General features: G+C 26.6%; 15 protein-coding genes and 1 pseudogene. 15 read left to right on the top strand and 1 reads right to left on the bottom strand.

The genetic code is table 11. The annotated features are described in order from the left end of the window. From BMW96_RS14160 to BMW96_RS09230, 9 genes and pseudogenes are all read left to right on the top strand, one after another. Positions 1 to 444, top strand: a pseudogene (locus tag BMW96_RS14160) (FIVAR domain-containing protein); the annotation flags it as partial. A gap of 371 nt (positions 445 to 815) precedes the next feature. After that, positions 816 to 1799: an ABC transporter substrate-binding protein gene (locus tag BMW96_RS09265; protein ID WP_092354807.1), complete on the top strand. Its 984-nt coding sequence runs from the start codon at positions 816 to 818 to the stop codon at positions 1797 to 1799. Positions 1800 to 1809: 10 nt separating this feature from the next. Then, the gene (locus BMW96_RS09260; protein WP_092354804.1) at positions 1810 to 2694 is read left to right on the top strand and encodes an ABC transporter permease; all 885 of its coding nucleotides are present in this window, start codon (positions 1810 to 1812) and stop codon (positions 2692 to 2694) included. Then, positions 2681 to 3466: an ABC transporter ATP-binding protein gene (locus tag BMW96_RS09255; protein WP_092354801.1), complete on the top strand. Its 786-nt coding sequence runs from the start codon at positions 2681 to 2683 to the stop codon at positions 3464 to 3466. The genes BMW96_RS09260 and BMW96_RS09255 overlap by 14 nt, the downstream gene beginning before the upstream one ends. 616 nt (positions 3467 to 4082) lie before the next feature. After that, a complete protein-coding gene (locus BMW96_RS09250; protein WP_092354798.1) occupies positions 4083 to 4478 on the top strand; it encodes a DUF3842 family protein in 396 nt (131 codons plus the stop codon). Positions 4479 to 4590: 112 nt separating this feature from the next. Then, a complete protein-coding gene (locus BMW96_RS09245) occupies positions 4591 to 5946 on the top strand; it encodes an MATE family efflux transporter (RefSeq protein ID WP_092354796.1) in 1356 nt (451 codons plus the stop codon). A gap of 574 nt (positions 5947 to 6520) precedes the next feature. Then, positions 6521 to 6979, top strand: a complete 459-nt coding sequence (gene bcp / locus BMW96_RS09240; RefSeq protein ID WP_092354793.1) for a thioredoxin-dependent thiol peroxidase — start codon at positions 6521 to 6523, stop codon at positions 6977 to 6979. Next, on the top strand, positions 6972 to 7376 hold the full coding sequence (locus BMW96_RS09235) for a rhodanese-like domain-containing protein (protein ID WP_092354790.1): 405 nt from the start codon (positions 6972 to 6974) through the stop codon (positions 7374 to 7376). The genes bcp and BMW96_RS09235 overlap by 8 nt, the downstream gene beginning before the upstream one ends. Before the next feature lie 71 nt (positions 7377 to 7447). After that, a complete protein-coding gene (locus BMW96_RS09230) occupies positions 7448 to 8236 on the top strand; it encodes an HAD family hydrolase (RefSeq protein WP_092354788.1) in 789 nt (262 codons plus the stop codon). Positions 8237 to 8282: 46 nt separating this feature from the next. On the opposite strand, the gene BMW96_RS09225 is transcribed toward BMW96_RS09230, so the two are convergent. Continuing rightward, positions 8283 to 8900 (bottom strand): LexA family protein, encoded by a 618-nt coding sequence (locus BMW96_RS09225; protein WP_092354785.1) that lies wholly within the window; start codon positions 8898 to 8900, stop codon positions 8283 to 8285. Positions 8901 to 9100: 200 nt separating this feature from the next. Between BMW96_RS09225 and BMW96_RS14695 the strand changes: the two genes are divergently transcribed. The 6 genes from BMW96_RS14695 to BMW96_RS09200 all read left to right on the top strand — a co-directional run bounded on the left by BMW96_RS14695 (position 9101) and on the right by BMW96_RS09200 (position 15428). After that, positions 9101 to 9223: a hypothetical protein gene (locus BMW96_RS14695; protein ID WP_257606883.1), complete on the top strand. Its 123-nt coding sequence runs from the start codon at positions 9101 to 9103 to the stop codon at positions 9221 to 9223. Between the two features lie 627 nt (positions 9224 to 9850). After that, positions 9851 to 10444, top strand: a complete 594-nt coding sequence (locus BMW96_RS09220; RefSeq protein ID WP_244881297.1) for a Fic family protein — start codon at positions 9851 to 9853, stop codon at positions 10442 to 10444. A 678-nt stretch (positions 10445 to 11122) separates the two neighbouring features. Continuing rightward, positions 11123 to 11740 (top strand): PTS sugar transporter subunit IIB, encoded by a 618-nt coding sequence (locus tag BMW96_RS09215; protein ID WP_092354783.1) that lies wholly within the window; start codon positions 11123 to 11125, stop codon positions 11738 to 11740. A gap of 118 nt (positions 11741 to 11858) precedes the next feature. Then, positions 11859 to 12221: a hypothetical protein gene (locus BMW96_RS09210; RefSeq protein WP_092354780.1), complete on the top strand. Its 363-nt coding sequence runs from the start codon at positions 11859 to 11861 to the stop codon at positions 12219 to 12221. Positions 12222 to 12692: 471 nt separating this feature from the next. Beyond that, the gene (gene abc-f / locus BMW96_RS09205; RefSeq protein ID WP_092354777.1) at positions 12693 to 14168 is read left to right on the top strand and encodes a ribosomal protection-like ABC-F family protein; all 1476 of its coding nucleotides are present in this window, start codon (positions 12693 to 12695) and stop codon (positions 14166 to 14168) included. 291 nt (positions 14169 to 14459) lie between these two features. Next, entirely contained in the window at positions 14460 to 15428 is a 969-nt protein-coding gene (locus BMW96_RS09200; protein WP_092354774.1) for a hypothetical protein, read from the top strand. Positions 15429 to 15935: the final 507 nt, after the last annotated feature.

The raw sequence follows: 15935 nt of genomic DNA, 5'->3' as shown, positions 1-15935 counted from the left end.
GTATTAGGAAATGAAAAAGCAACACAGGCAGAAGTAGATGAAGCATGTGATGCATTAACAAGAGCATATTTGAACTTAAGATTAAAACCAAATAAAGATTTATTGGCAGATTTAATCAATAAGGCAAATGGGTTAAATGCTGCAAGTTATACAGCTAATACATGGGCAGTAGTAGAAAATGAAGTAATAAAAGCACAGGCAGTATTAGAAGATCCAGAAGCAAGTGAGGCAGAAGTAAAAGCTGCCGAGAAAGCTTTAACAAAAGCCCTTGAAGGATTAGTAGCAAAACCAGGAAATACAGTAGATACTAGTACACCAGTAAAACCTGGAGATACAACAGCAAATGCAGTAAAGACAGGTGATGAAGTACCTGCCTATGGTTTAATGGCAAGTATAGCATTGATGATTTCATTAATTGCTGCTAAGAAAAAGAAATGCAGTTGACAAACTATTTAGGGTATGATAAATTTATAGCATATATATAAACTAGTGATTGGGAGATAAAATCTTGAACGCGCTTGTAGAGAGTCTAGGATGGTGGAAGCTAGATAGAAATGCGACTTTGATAAATGGACCCATGAAGGCAAAGGGGAAAGAATGATTTTGAGTATCTTTTGACGTTTAGCTCACGTTATCAAGCTGGAATGTGATAGCATTTTTAATGACCATAAGGTGGCAAAACAGATAATACATCTGTCCTTTTAGGACAGATGTTTTTATTTTTTGTGCTATAAAGGGGGACAATATGAAACTAGATAAACGATGGTGTAGAAATAGCTAATATAAAATAAAAATAAAAAAAGGAGAACAGGAAGATGAAAGTAAATAAATTATTTAAATTAATAGCAGTATCAGTTTTAACTTTAGGAATGATGACTGGATGTAGTGGAAAAGATAATGAAGATTTAAAAGAGGTAGCAATAATACAATATGTAGAGCATACTTCATTGGATACAATTAAAAAAGCTTTTGATAAACAAATGGAGGAATTAGGATATAAACAAGGAGAAAATATTAATTACACATTTAAAAATGCTCAAGGAGATTCAAATATAGCTCCTTCAATTATCCAAGGTTTTCAATCTGGAAAAAAAGATTGTGTAGTAGCAATTGCTACTCCTGTTGCTATGTCAGCAGCAGTAATGGCTAAAAATACACCTGTTGTATTTGCGGCGGTAACTGATCCAATATCTGCAGGATTAACATCTTCGCTTGATAAACCTGATAAAAATATTACAGGAACAAGTGATGAAATCCAAGTTGAACAAATTTTGGAAAAGGCTTTAGAAATAGATCCAGATTTAAAAACACTAGGAGTGATTTATAATAAAGGAGAAGTGAATTCAGTTACTAATATCAAAAAAGCTAAGACCTTTTGTGAAAAGAATAATATCTCTTTAGTAGAAGGGACTATTACAGCAGTAAATGAAGTTCAAAGTGCTATTGATGTTTTAGCTAGTAAAAGTGATGCTATTTTTGCTCCTAATGATAATATGGTAGCTAGTGCTATGGATATGGTATCGACTGCTTGTTCTAAAGCTAAAGTACCTTTATTTGTTGGAGCTGATTCAATGGTTCAAGATGGTGGATTTTTAAGTGTGGGAATTAATTATGATGATTTGGGTAAAGAGACAGCTAATATGGTTGATAAGATTTTAAAAGGTGAAAAAGTTAAAAATATTCCTGTGAAAGTATTTAAAGAAGATCTAAGTATTTATGTGAATAAAAAAATATTAGGGGAACTAGGGATTATTTTACCTGATAGTATTAAAAATGATAAAGCATATATAGAAATGTAGAGGGAGTTGTATGAGTCAAACAGTTGTTTTAGGTACATTAGAATTAGGTGGGATATTTGCAGTTTTATCATTAGGATTATATATTAGTTATAAAGTGCTAAATATACCTGATTTAACAGTTGATGGAAGTTTTACTCTAGGAACGGCTGTAAGTGCCATGTTTACGATTAATTCAATGCCTTATCTTGGAATTTTAACTTCGTTTATTATTGGGGCAATAGCTGGGACAATAACTGGTTTATTAGTTACAAGATTGAAAATCATGCCATTATTATCAGGAATTTTAACAATGACAGGATTATATTCAATTAATCTTGCAATTATGGATGATACGCCAACAATTTCTTTATTTGATCAAGGAACTATTTTTAGTGATTTAGGAAATATTACATTATATGCAAAATTGATTGTTATTTATATCATTGTAATATTATTAGTAATTTTACTGAATCTGTTTTTAAGAACACAATTGGGATTATCATTACGTGCATGTGGTGATAATGAGGATATGGTTAGAGCTAGTTCAATTGATACAGATAAAATGAAAATACTTGGTTTAGCGCTAGCAAATGGACTTGTAGCTATGAGTGGTGCGATCTTTGCACAACATCAAAGCTTTGCAGATGTTAATAGTGGAATTGGGATGATGGTTATTGGTCTTGCAAGTATTATTGTAGGAATGACTTTTATTAAAAAAGAAAAGATTATTTTTCAATTAGTAGCAGTAGTTTTTGGAGCCGTTTTTTATCGTGGGGTTTTAACTTTTGCTTTACAATTGGGATTACCATCTGGTTATTTAAAATTGTTATCTGCATTACTTGTTGTTATTGCAATTGCTTCAACAAATGGAGCTCTTAAAAATAAAAAAAGGAGAAGAAATCATGTTAGAACTTAATAATTTATCTGTTATTTTTAATGAAGGGACAGTTAATGAGAAACTGGCTCTTGATAATATTAATCTAACATTGGATCCTGGTGATTTTGTCACGATTATTGGTAGTAATGGAGCAGGTAAATCAACATTATTCCAAGCAATTTCTGGAGCAGTAGATACAAAAAGTGGTTCAATAATTTTAAATGGCAAAGATATAACTTTTGAGCCAGAATATCGTCGTTCTAGGGTAATTGGAAGATTATTTCAAGATCCTTTAAAAGGAACAGCACCAAATATGACAATTGAAGAAAATCTTCATTTGTCAAATCAGCGTGGTAAACATTTTAGTTTAAACCTGATGTCACATCGACATCGTGAAAATTTTAAAGAAGCTTTAAAAGAATTGGATTTAGGTTTAGAGAAACGTTTGGATACTAAAGTTGGTTTACTTTCTGGAGGACAGAGACAGGCACTTACTTTATTAATGGCTACTTTAGTAACACCTGACTTACTTTTATTAGATGAACATACAGCAGCATTAGATCCTAAAACAGCACATAAAGTATTAGAATTATCAAAGAAAATTGTTGCGGAGCATGATATTACTACTTTAATGATTACTCATAATATGGAAGATGCTTTGAAATATGGAAATAAAACTATGATTATGAAAGATGGTAAAATCATTGCTTTAATTGAAGGGAAGAAGAGAGAGAAAATGACTGTAGAGGGTTTGATTCATCTTTATTCAACTTCTTCAAATGAATATACAGATCATGTTTTATTAAAATAATTTTCACAGTTTTCTATCTTTAATAAATCCTACTATAATAATTATAGATCAGTCTCTTTATTGTATGAAGGGTTATATCATGATAGTCAGAAAATATTATGTGTTTAGTAGAATTTCGTTTCACTACTTATCGAAAAGCGATGGGCTTTGGTTTAAATTATGGCGGATGGTTCAGTTGAGGCTTATTTTTAAGGTGAAAATGATTTAATTATACAATAGAGGTTTAGGGGTCTTTATTTAATGGGTTTATTTACCTGTTAAATAAGGACCTTTTATCATTATGAAATATGATTACTTAAAGGTTTTATTTAGTGTTTGAAAAGTCTTGACTATAAAATTATAGAAGTAATTATGGTATTAAAACAGTATTGGATTGGAATAGAAAGTTTATAAGAGTGCAAGTAAAAGTTTTTGTTTAATACTTATAATTTAATATTAGTAATTATTTTAATTAATTTTTTGTAAAATATTCTTGACTTAAAGTATACTTTAGTTTGTATACTAATTTATATAATTAATGATGTAATAAAATGAAAAGATTTATTATTTTAGGATGAAAGTATGTAATTTTCGATTTGGAAGGAGTAACTGGTGGAAGTTATGAAAGGGGTTAAAAATGGAAATAGTCGTTATTGATGGTCAAGGTGGCGGAATTGGTCGTAGTGTAATTGAAACATTAAAAAAAGAAATTAATGATATTTTTATTATTGGTGTAGGAACAAATAGTACAGCAACTAATAATATGAAAAAAGCAGGAGCTGATGCTGTAGCTACAGGAGAAAATGCTATAGTATATAATGCTAAAAATGCCCAGATTATTGTTGGACCAATTGGCTTTGTTTTTGCGAATTCAATGTATGGAGAGGTTTCACCAGCGATGGCAAAAGCAGTTAGCTGTAGTGAAGCGCAAAAATATTTTATTCCTGTTAGTAAATGTACAGGTCATGTTTTAGGAGTTGAAGTAAAGTCTATCCAAGAATATATTAAAGATCTAGTTAATATTTTAAAATAAGTTTTAGATAACTAAATAATTTAGGAATTATAATTATATAGTTCTATCTATTAGCTAATAAAAAGTGTATAATTATAGATACAATTTATGGTATATAGGTAGGAGTGAAAATGTGAATAAGTATCAATCACAAATTAAATCAATTTGTTTTTTGGCGTGGCCAGCAGTCGTTCAGGAGGCAATGAATGTAGTTGTTTCATATGTTGATACTGCAATGGTTGGAGCTTTAGGTGCTAATGCTTCAGCAGCAGTTGGATTAACATCAACTGTTGGATGGCTTGTGTCAAGTATTGCTATCGCTTTTGGAATCGGGATTCTTTCGGTATGTGCTCAGGCAATTGGAGCCAAAGATGAAAAAAAAGTACAAAGAACGGGTCAACAAGCATTGTTTTTAACTTTGATTGTAGGGATTGTTTTAACAGTTATTTGTGTTATTATTGCCCCATATTTACCAGCATGGCTAAATGGTGATAAAGCTATTCGAGCAACTGCATCTTTATATTTTATGATTATTTCGTTACCATTATTATTTCGAAGTGCAGTTTTGATTTTGTCTTCTGCACTGCGAGGAGTTAGTGATATGAAAACACCAATGTTAATAAATTTATATATGAATCTAATTAACATTGTTTTAAATTTTGTTTTAATTTATCCAACTAGGCAAGTATTTGGGATAACAATTCCAGGAGCTGGTCTTGAAGTTAAGGGGGCGGCTATTGCTACAGCAATTTCTTTTGTAGTTGGTGGTATAATGATGTTTGTTAGATATTATAATAATCAAATTTTTGCATTTTCTAAAAGTGGTTTTCATTTTTATAAAACAGAATTTAAAGAATGTTTAACTATAGGAATTCCAGTTGTCTTGGAACGAGGTGTAATTTGTTTAGGTCATGTTACGTTTGCTTCTTTAATTGCAAAATTAGGTGTTGTTAGGTTTGCCGCACATACAATTGCGATTCAGGCAGAACAGGCTTTTTATATTCCTGGTTATGGATTTCAAACAGCTGCAGCTACTTTAGTTGGTAATGCGATAGGACAAAAAAGTGAACATAAAGTTAAAGAAGTTACATATTTGATTAGTGGTATTACAATGTTTTTGATGATTATCTGTGGTATAACATTATTTGTTTTTGCGAATCAATTAATGAGTATTTTTACACCTGATTTGCAAGTAATAGAATTAGGAGCTCGTGTATTAAGAATTGTTTCAATTTCGGAACCTATTTATGGAATACTTGTTATTTTAGAAGGAACATTTAATGGTATGGGTGATACTAAAGCACCATTTATTTTTTCATTAATAACTATGTGGGGAGTACGGGTATGTGGTTCTTGGTTAATAATAAATGTTTTTAATCAGGGGATTGAAGCTGTATGGATTATGATGGTATTGGATAATATAACTAGATGTTTCTTACTTGCAAGAAGGTTTTTTAAAGGTGGATGGAAATATCGGTTAAATAGTTAAAGAATAGGGCAGAATATTTAATTATTAAGATTAATGATATTCTGTTTTTTATTTTTTAAAATATTGTATACTTGGCTTTATAAATAATACGATTTTCTTTGTATCTGTAACTTTTTTAATATCTTCATATTTACTTTTACTTTTATTTTGAGAAAATCTTTCAACTGAAACATTTTTATTAAAAAAGTTATTATTTTATATTAAAATATACAAATATGGGAAGACTATAGTAGGATTATTTTTGTGTGGAGGTAATCGATGGAATTATTTAAATGTTTTCTTGTTTTTGAAATGGGAGTTATTATTGGGGTGTTAATTATGTGTTTATTTCAAATTAATAAGTTTAAAGATTAGGTCTAGTAATAGACCTTTTTATGTAGATAATAAAAATATATGAATTATTATATGGGGAAAAAGTGAATTTTTAGAGTATGAAAAGATTTAAGTTAAAAGTTAATTTTTGATTTTTATAAATCAAATGAGAAAATAAAGATGAATAATATTTTTATTGCATAAAGTTTGCATTCTTTTTCAATAATGGCTATGATTAAGATAGTTAAAGGAGAGATTAAGAATGTTAGAAATTGGAACTAAAGCCCCTGATTTTACACTTTTAGATCAAAATGGGGAAAATGTATCATTAAATGATTTTAGAGGGAAAAAAGTAATTTTATATTTTTATCCTAAAGATAGTACTCCTGGATGCACAAAACAAGCATGTGCTTTCAGTGAACTGAATCCACATTTTATTGAAGCTAATGCACAAATAATAGGAATCAGCAAAGATAGTGTTGCTTCTCATAAACGTTTTGAACAAAAGTATCAACTTCCTTTTATTTTGTTATCTGATTCAGAATTAGAAGTAATTAAAAGTTATGATGTATGGAAAGAAAAAAATATGTATGGTAAAAAGGTTATGGGAGTAGTTAGGAGTACATATTTAATTAATGAAGATGGTGTGATTGAAAAAACTTTTGAAAAGGTAAAAGCAGCTGATAACCCAAAACAGATGTTAGATGAATTAAATGGTTAAAAATAGAAAAATGATTATTATTGTTTTAGCGTTCATTTTAATTATTGGGATTGCTGTGTCTGTTTTTAACAACAATAGATCAGTTGTTAAAAATGTGAAAATTTCTGCAGAAGAAGCAAAAGAAATTATTGATCAAGATAGTGATATTATTATTATTGATGTTAGAAGCGAAGAAGAATATCAAACAGGTCATATTGAAGGTGCTGTATGTATACCAAATGAAGTTATATCTGATCAGATAGAGCGTTTATTATCTGATAAAGAGCAAGAAATTCTAGTTTATTGCCGTAGTGGAAGGCGAAGTAGTCAAGCTGTAGACAAATTGTTAGATTTAGGATATACAAATGTTAAAGATTTTGGTGGAATAATAGATTGGCCTTATAAAATTACTAAATAAAGGTAATTAGTACATATCTTTCTTAAATAATAGATATATGCTATACTACAAGTGATAAAGGGGGATTTATCATGATAAAAATGATTGCTACAGATATGGATGGAACATTCTTGGATTCTGAAAAGCGTTTTGATCCAGAGTTTATTGATATTTTTTATAAGTTAAAAGAAAAGGGGATAAAATTTGTTGTTGCTAGTGGTAACCAATATTATCGTTTATTTCAAAAATTCATACCTTTAAGTGAACAAATGTATTTTATTGCAGAAAATGGTAGTTACATAGCTAAAGGAGCGACTGAATTATATTGTAATACAATTAATACAGTTGATGTTGAAAGAATTAAAGATATTTTAATTACTTATAATAATTTATTGATTGTTTTATGTGGACGTAAAGGTGCTTATATTTTAAAAAAAGATTGTATTTATAAAGATGAAATAAAAAAATACTATTGTAATTATCGTTTTGTAGATTCGTTTGATAATGTTGATGATGATATTATGAAATTTGCAGTGTTTGATCCAAATGAAAAACTTGATGAAACTTTAAAAGAAGTAAGAAAGCAATTACCACCCAATATTAAGGTTGTAACATCAGGTAATACTTGGATGGATATTCAAAATAAAAATATCAATAAAGGGATAGCGATAAATTTTTTACAAGCACTCTATGAAATAAATCCTGATGAATGTGTAGCATTTGGGGATCAAATGAATGATTATGAATTATTACAACAGGTTAAATATAGTTATGCAATGGCTAATGCTGTTGATCCAATTAAGGATATTGCTTATGGTATAGCTAATACTAATGATGAGCAGGGAGTACTTCGAAAAATTAAAGAAATTTTACAAATCTAGCTTATTTGCTAGATTTTTTATAATAAAAAACTAGAATGTTTCTAGTTTATCGTTTATTAATTACTAAACTTAATTTACCTATTACTCGAAATCCTATTTGATTATCATTGTTAATTACTAATGGATTATAATCTGGATTAGCAGGTTGTAGAATTATACATTGATTAGTACTATCTAAATAAAATTTTTTGCATGTTGCAACATTATCGTCAATTGTAAAACAACCAATCTCGCCATTTCTAATTTGACTACATTTTTCAAAAACAATTAAATCACCAGGATTGATATTTTCACCAATCATGCTATCACCACTAGCGTATTGACAAAAATATTCTTTATTTAATGATAACAATGATTCTGGTAATGAAATATATTCATCAATATTATCATCAACAAATATTCCAGTTCCACAACTAATATCATTGTATAGAGGAATAGTTATTGAATTAGTAATTATGGGCTGATTTTCTTCAATTCCTAGAAAGTATGAAGCAGGAACATTAAATATATCTGATAATTTTTGAATAGTTTCTTTTTTTAAGTTTTCAACTCGGTTATTTTCATATTTAGCGATAGCTGATTTTTTGACTCCTAATAATTTACCTAACTGTTCTTGGGTTAAGCCTTTTTCTTTACGTAATTTTTTAATTCTTTCACCTGTCATTCTACTCACTCCTTATGTCTTGATTTTACTATTATTAGATTATTTTTGCAATTATTTTCTTTGAAAGTGTCTTAAAAAGATATTTTTTGTTGACAAATAATAGTAAAAGAGATATATTATAAGTGTCTTAAAAAGATACCGATAAAAGAAAATACTTAAAAAGATGAATTTATAGATACTTGATAACGGAGGAAATAATTATGGAGTATAAAGATTTTAATTTGACTGGTAAAGGAATATTTACAATTATAGTAGGTGTTCTAGTATTAGGATCGGTGATTGCTAATCTAAGTACTTATTTAGTTGATTTAATTATTTTATAATGGGACATACTATAATTGGGTGATAACTAGTGAAACGTAAAGAATTAAAAGATCAAGATGAAATTGATTATGAAAATCATATTGTAGAATACGATAATGAATATCCTGATGCTTCTAATGCTCAGGAATAAAAAATCAGCAAATAGCTGATTTTTTTGTGAAATAATAATAGATAATTAGAATTATGATAGTAATAATGTAACTTAGATTTATAATATATTATAAAAAATGATTACTAATATAATGTTTAATAATGAGATAAGTAATAAGAGGGTTAAATTTTGCTGAATAAATTTAAATGACTTAAAGTTTTTAATTATGAATTTGTGATTTAAAAATATTTTTTAATCTAATGATATTATTACTAAGATTCAAGATTTTTATTAAACAGGTATCATATAAATACTTGTTTTATGCTATTAGAATTTAAAGATGATTATTAGGCATATTTAGAACATTATATTTATATATGTTTTTTTGACTATCTTTTCATATCTTCTTAAATACTAAAATAAGTTTCTTTTATAGTCTATTTGGGCATTTTGCCTCTTTTACAAGAATAATTAATTTCTGTTACATTTTATATTTAAAGTGATATACTTATAACCTAAGTATAGGAGATTGAAAATGACAGATATAGAAAAATTAAAAAAGGAACTCATAGAACAGAAAGAATCAAAATTTCCTGGTAACATCTATCATGTTTCACAAGTATTATTTGCATATAATTCAAATAAAATAGAAGGTAGCCGATTAACAGAAGAACAAACGGAAATGATATTTGAAACTAATTCATTTTTTTCTGATAAAGATGATGAGGTAGTCAGAGTAGATGATATCATGGAAACAGTAAATCATTTTAAATTATTTGATTTTATTTTAGATCATGTTGATGATGAATTAAATAAAGATATGATTATTGAAATGAATAAAATTCTTAAAAAAGGAACCTCTGATGAATCTAATCCTAGATATAATGTAGGAGGATTTAAAATACATCCCAATGTAATTGTGCTGGTAAATGCTATTAAAACCTCAAAACCAGACGAAGTTGAAAAAGATATAGATATGCTTATTAGCAATTATACCAAGCAAAGTAAAATAACTTTAGAAGATATTGTTGAATTTCATTTACGTTTTGAGAGAATTCATCCATTTGGTGATGGGAATGGTCGTATTGGACGAGCAATTATCTTTAAAGAATGTTTAAAGAATGTTTAAAGAACAATATAGTTCCTTTTTTTATTCTTGATAGGGATAAACCATATTATCTAAGGGGACTGAAAGAATATGACAGAGATAAGACATACTTGCTGGAAACTTGTTTAAATGAGCAGGATATTTATATTGATTTATGTAAACAGCTTTTAAATTTAGAATTTGACATTACTGTTGATGATATTGGATAAAATGTAGATTTGGAATTATGATTAAGATATTTTAAAAAGAGACAGTTTGCAAGACTGCTGAAAAAGAAATTAAATTAAAACTGATATTTAGATGTATCTTTTTATTTATCAGTTTTTTCTTTATTTCTAATGTAAAATGAAGATATTATATTAGCTATTACCCCTATATCTCTATCTATTCCTTCTGTTTTATATTTCACATAATTGAAAAATATCTAGGTGGTAGATAAATATTATAGTAAGGATGTTTAATGAATGGTGTTGGATATGATGAAAATTAGGTGATATTTAAATTTTATTAATGAAGCAATATTACTATGTTAAAGATTTTTTAAAAAAAGAAGTTATATGATTGAATGGGACTTTTTAATTTTATATTTATATCAGTAGATAGATTTTATTTACTTAATTAGTATCATTGTATACAGATATAAAATATATTATAATATTTATATCAATACTTATTAAAAGTATGGGGGAAGGAGTAGATATGGATGAGTTTTATCAAGAAATCAATGCCATATTTTATCTTAAATGGATTATAATTCAGGGTGAAAAATATAACTTACAGATTGGATTTAAAGATGAAAGAGAAGATACTGTTATTATAAAAAATAATTATGTAGAGGGAAGGATAATTTATTATGGTAATGGTATGTTTGAAGAAGAATTAATTGATTGTCAAACTAATAAAAAAATTTTTTATTTGCATTTCCGATTAACACATTTTAACCATGCAATTGAATTCTTTAAAGAAATGGTAAATTGTGCTATTAAACCAAATAACAGTTCTCAAATCAGTGTTTTACTTTGTTGTAGTGGGGGATTAACAACAACATTATTTGCTAGTAAGATGTCAGAATTGGCTTTACTTGAAAACTTTCCTTATAAAATATCAGCAACAGGTTATACAAAGTTATATGAAATTGCTGATAAATATGATGTTATAATATTAGCTCCTCAGATTGGGTATTTATTGCCTGAGGTTAAACATAGTTTAGATAATAAAAAAATTTTTACTATTCCTACTAGAATATTTGCAACTAATGATTTTTCAGGAGCTTTTAATTTAATTAATGTTTTACTTGAAAAAAAAGATGATATATAGTTAATGAATATAATATGTAAAAGATATTTGAAAGTGATTTAGTAATAAAAAATAAACAATTATTTAAGCATCTTAAATAAAAGATGCTTTTTTGGTAATAATTCAAATAGGTGATTATGTGTTAGAAGAGGATATTGATTTATTGCTGGTGTGTTTGGGTGAATATATAAAAAATATTGATGGAGGGGAATTTAAGAAAATTTTTTTGGGATATGTTGAGTATATGGCTAGAAATTATGGTCAAGATTGTATTATTGATGAATATGATCAAATGATTACAGCTACTAAAAAAATTGTGGAAAAACATCATTTAAATCTTAGTAAACTAAAACCATATAAACGAGATTTATTATATCGTTGGGTCAAAGCAGGAGTTAATGAAGAGGATATTTTAGCGTTATATTATTTAAATGATAAGGTTAATTCACTAGAAGTATTTATTGATATGATCGAAAAGAAATATAACAGATTTGAATTTTAGTAAAAAGTATAAAAGTCTTTCTAGATATTATAGTTTATTTAGTTGGAATATATGGAAAGATTTTTTATATGTTAAATTTTATTATAGATAAATATGAATTTAGAAATTGTTTATAGTTAAAGTATATTGAGAAATATTAAAGTTACATTAATCTAAAGAGTATCATAAAATGTTTAAAAAACTATTTAATCGAATTTGAGAATATGATTATAAAGCTAATAGACAGTAATTTTTAGAAAGATACTGAAATTGATAATAAATAGTTGAAAAAAATTATAGATTTGATATGATATAAAAGAAGTGGGGTGGAAGGATGTATAAATTTTCTTGCTAAAATTTAAATAACAGTATTTTGATGCTGTTTTTGTGCGCAAGAAAATGTATCCTGACAAACATTAATATTCTAATGTTCTTTTTAGCTGCAAGTATATGTTTTCTTGTAGCTTTTTATATTGATTGGAGGAATGTTGGATGGGTTTATTAGAAGTTAAAAATTTATCATTTGGTTATGATAATCAGATTGAATATGTTTTTGAAAATATTAGTTTTCAAATTGATACTAATTGGAAATTAGGATTGATTGGAAGAAATGGGAGAGGTAAAACTACTTTATTAAAGTTGTTTATGGGAAAATATAAATATCAAGGTTTTATTACTTCTAATTATATATTTGACTATTTTCCATATGAAATTACTAATGATAAGAAAAAGACAATTGATATTATTGATGATATAGTAAATGAATTAGAATTATGGCAGCTAGAAAGAGAATTATCATTACTTGAGGTGAAAACAACAGTTTTATATCAGGATTTTAATACTTTATCAAAAGGTGAACAAACAAAAGTGTTATTAGCTATATTGTTTTTAAAGCCACATGATTTTATTTTGATTGATGAACCAACTAATCATTTAGATTATCATGGAAGAGAGATTTTAAGTAATTATCTAAGAAAAAAGAAAAGTTTTATTTTGGTTAGTCATGATCGTAACTTTTTAGATAATTGTATAGATCATGTTCTAGCGATTAATCGTAATAATATTGAACTTATTAAAGGGGATTTCTCGTTGTGGTATGAGCTTAAGAATAATCAAGATCAACTAGAATTACAAAAAAATAATCAATTAAGAAAAGATATAAATAGACTTAAATATGCTGCTAAACAAAATGAGGAATGGTCAAATAAAGTTGAAGCTAGTAAAAATGTTAAAATCTCGGGATTGAAACCAGATAAAGGGTATGTAGGACATAAAGCTGCTAAAATGATGAAACGTTCTAAAAATATTGAACGTCGGCAAACAAAAGCAATTGAAGAAAAGAAAAAATTATTAAAAAATGTTGAGGTAATAGAAAAATTAAAACTATCACCATTAAAATATTCAAAAAAGTGTTTGTGTCATTTAGAAAATATTAAAATAACTTATGGCGATAAGACAGTTCTTGAAGGTGTTAGTTTTGATATTAATGAAGGGGATAGAATAAATATATCAGGTAAAAATGGTTCAGGAAAAACAAGTATCATAAAATTGATTATGAGTGAAGATATTAATTACGAGGGTAAAATTTATTTAGGAACAAATATGAAAATTGCTTATCTTTATCAAGATGATAGTGCATTGTCTGGTTCTTTAGATGATTATGCACATGATTATAATCTTGATATTAGTTTGTTTAAAGCTATTTTACGGAAATTAGGTTTTTCTAGAGAATTGTTTTTGCAAGATATTGCAACTTATAGTAAAGGTCAGAAAAAGAAAGTAATGTTAGCTGGTTGTTTATCTCAGGAAGCGCATTTATATATACTAGATGAGCCATTAAATTATCTTGATATTTTTTCAAGAATACAGATTCAGGATCTACTTTTAGAGTTTCAACCAACTGTTTTATTTGTAGAACATGATCGGTATTTTTGTGATCAGATTAAAACTAAAATAGTTGAAATATAAAAAAGAATTGTGGGTTACTCTGCCACAATTCTTTTGATATTGAAATATTTGGATATTTTAAAATTAAAATTCTTCTTTTTATACATTTTAATATTACATTGATTATATTTCTTAGCTATTCATTATCCAAATATTTCTTTAAAAAATATTCTATCTAATTAAAATATATACTAATATATTATATTTTTCAAGTATGTTTCAAATTTTGTTATATTTATTTATTTTTATATGAATTATTGTATAATATATAATAAAGTTATAAAATTAAATAGACATAGGAAGGAGATCAAGATGAAGAAGATTGTGAAATTGTTATTGGCTTTTTTTATTGTTTTTACAATAACAGCTTGTGATACTGAAAAAGAAAAGGAGTCTTTAAAAATAAGTTTTGAAAAAGAAAATAAATTTGAAAAATTAATATCTTATAATATAGAAAGTATTGGAGTTCCTAAACAAATAACCCCTGATACAATAGGAACAGTTTATACATATTACAAACCACAAAAAGATACAAATGTTTTATTAGATTTAGTAGTAAATATGAAAAATTTAAAAAAGAGTGAATTAGATATTAAAAAATCATTAACTGCATCTTTTAAAATTGGAGAAGAGGAATATGCTGCATCAGTTATAACATTAAGTGATGATGGTAAATCACTTAAACAAAATGGTATTATTGGAAGTGAAGGGATAGGTAAAGTACATTTTTATGCAGAAGTTAGTCCTGAAATAGTAAAGAAAGAAATTGAATTTAAAATTGCTGTTAATGATAAAGAAAATCCTCAAGAAGCAAATGTGAAATTTAAGTTAGATGATATAAAGAAAAATTATGAATTTAAAAATATGAGTGAAGTTATAATTGTTGAAAATCGTAGTGAAATAACTTTACAATCAACAAATATTACTAAAGAATTGACCCCAGCTAATCCAGAAGGGTTATATACTTATTATAAAGTAAAAACTGATACTAATAGTTTTGTGGTTTTAACTACAATGATTAAAAATATTTCTACAAGTGATTTAAGTGCTGATAATGTAGTAGTAGCAAAATTAATTGATAAAAATAATAATGAATATCCAGCTAATATTTTATGTGAAAATGAGGCTCGTAATGATTTAGTTACTGGTAGTTCAACAACTATTGCTGTTAATCAAAGTACTATGATTCATTTTGCTTTTGAAGTACCAGATGATATAGTAAATGATGCTAAAATGATAAGAATTTCATATCAAGGAAAAGTATTTGCTATTAATATTTAATAATAGTCTTAAATGTTTGAAATATGTAAAATTGATTGAAAAAGATTAATTAGATGATTTATTTATAGTTGAAAAGAAATAAAAAGCACTAATCTCTTATTACAAAAGGGTTTGGTGCTTTTTCATTTTGTAATGAATTTGTATAAACTATATCATTTTTAATAAAATTTTTTTACTTGTTGTATAATAGTCTGTTCTAAAACTAAATAGTTTTTGAAGAATATCAGTTATTTTGTATACCAGGTATATATTTATCATATAATTTGACTTGCAAGACTAAAGTTAATTAAAGATAAATATGATTATAGGTTATTAAACATTCTTGAGTATACATATAAAATAACATGTGGTTTAGTGATTATTTTAGTAAAAAATAACTAAAATATTTATTTTGATTAAATAAAATTATATTTAATATTTAGTAAAAATAGTTGACAGTTATTTATGTGATGATATAATAAGTGCTGTAGGATTGTTACTTTAATTAGGCAAGACCAGATACTAATA

Source organism: Thomasclavelia cocleata, from assembly GCF_900102365.1.
GTDB lineage: Bacteria > Bacillota_I > Bacilli_A > Erysipelotrichales > Coprobacillaceae > Thomasclavelia > Thomasclavelia cocleata.
Note: the sequence above shows the minus strand (reverse complement) of the source record. Positions and strands in the feature narration are given on the sequence as shown.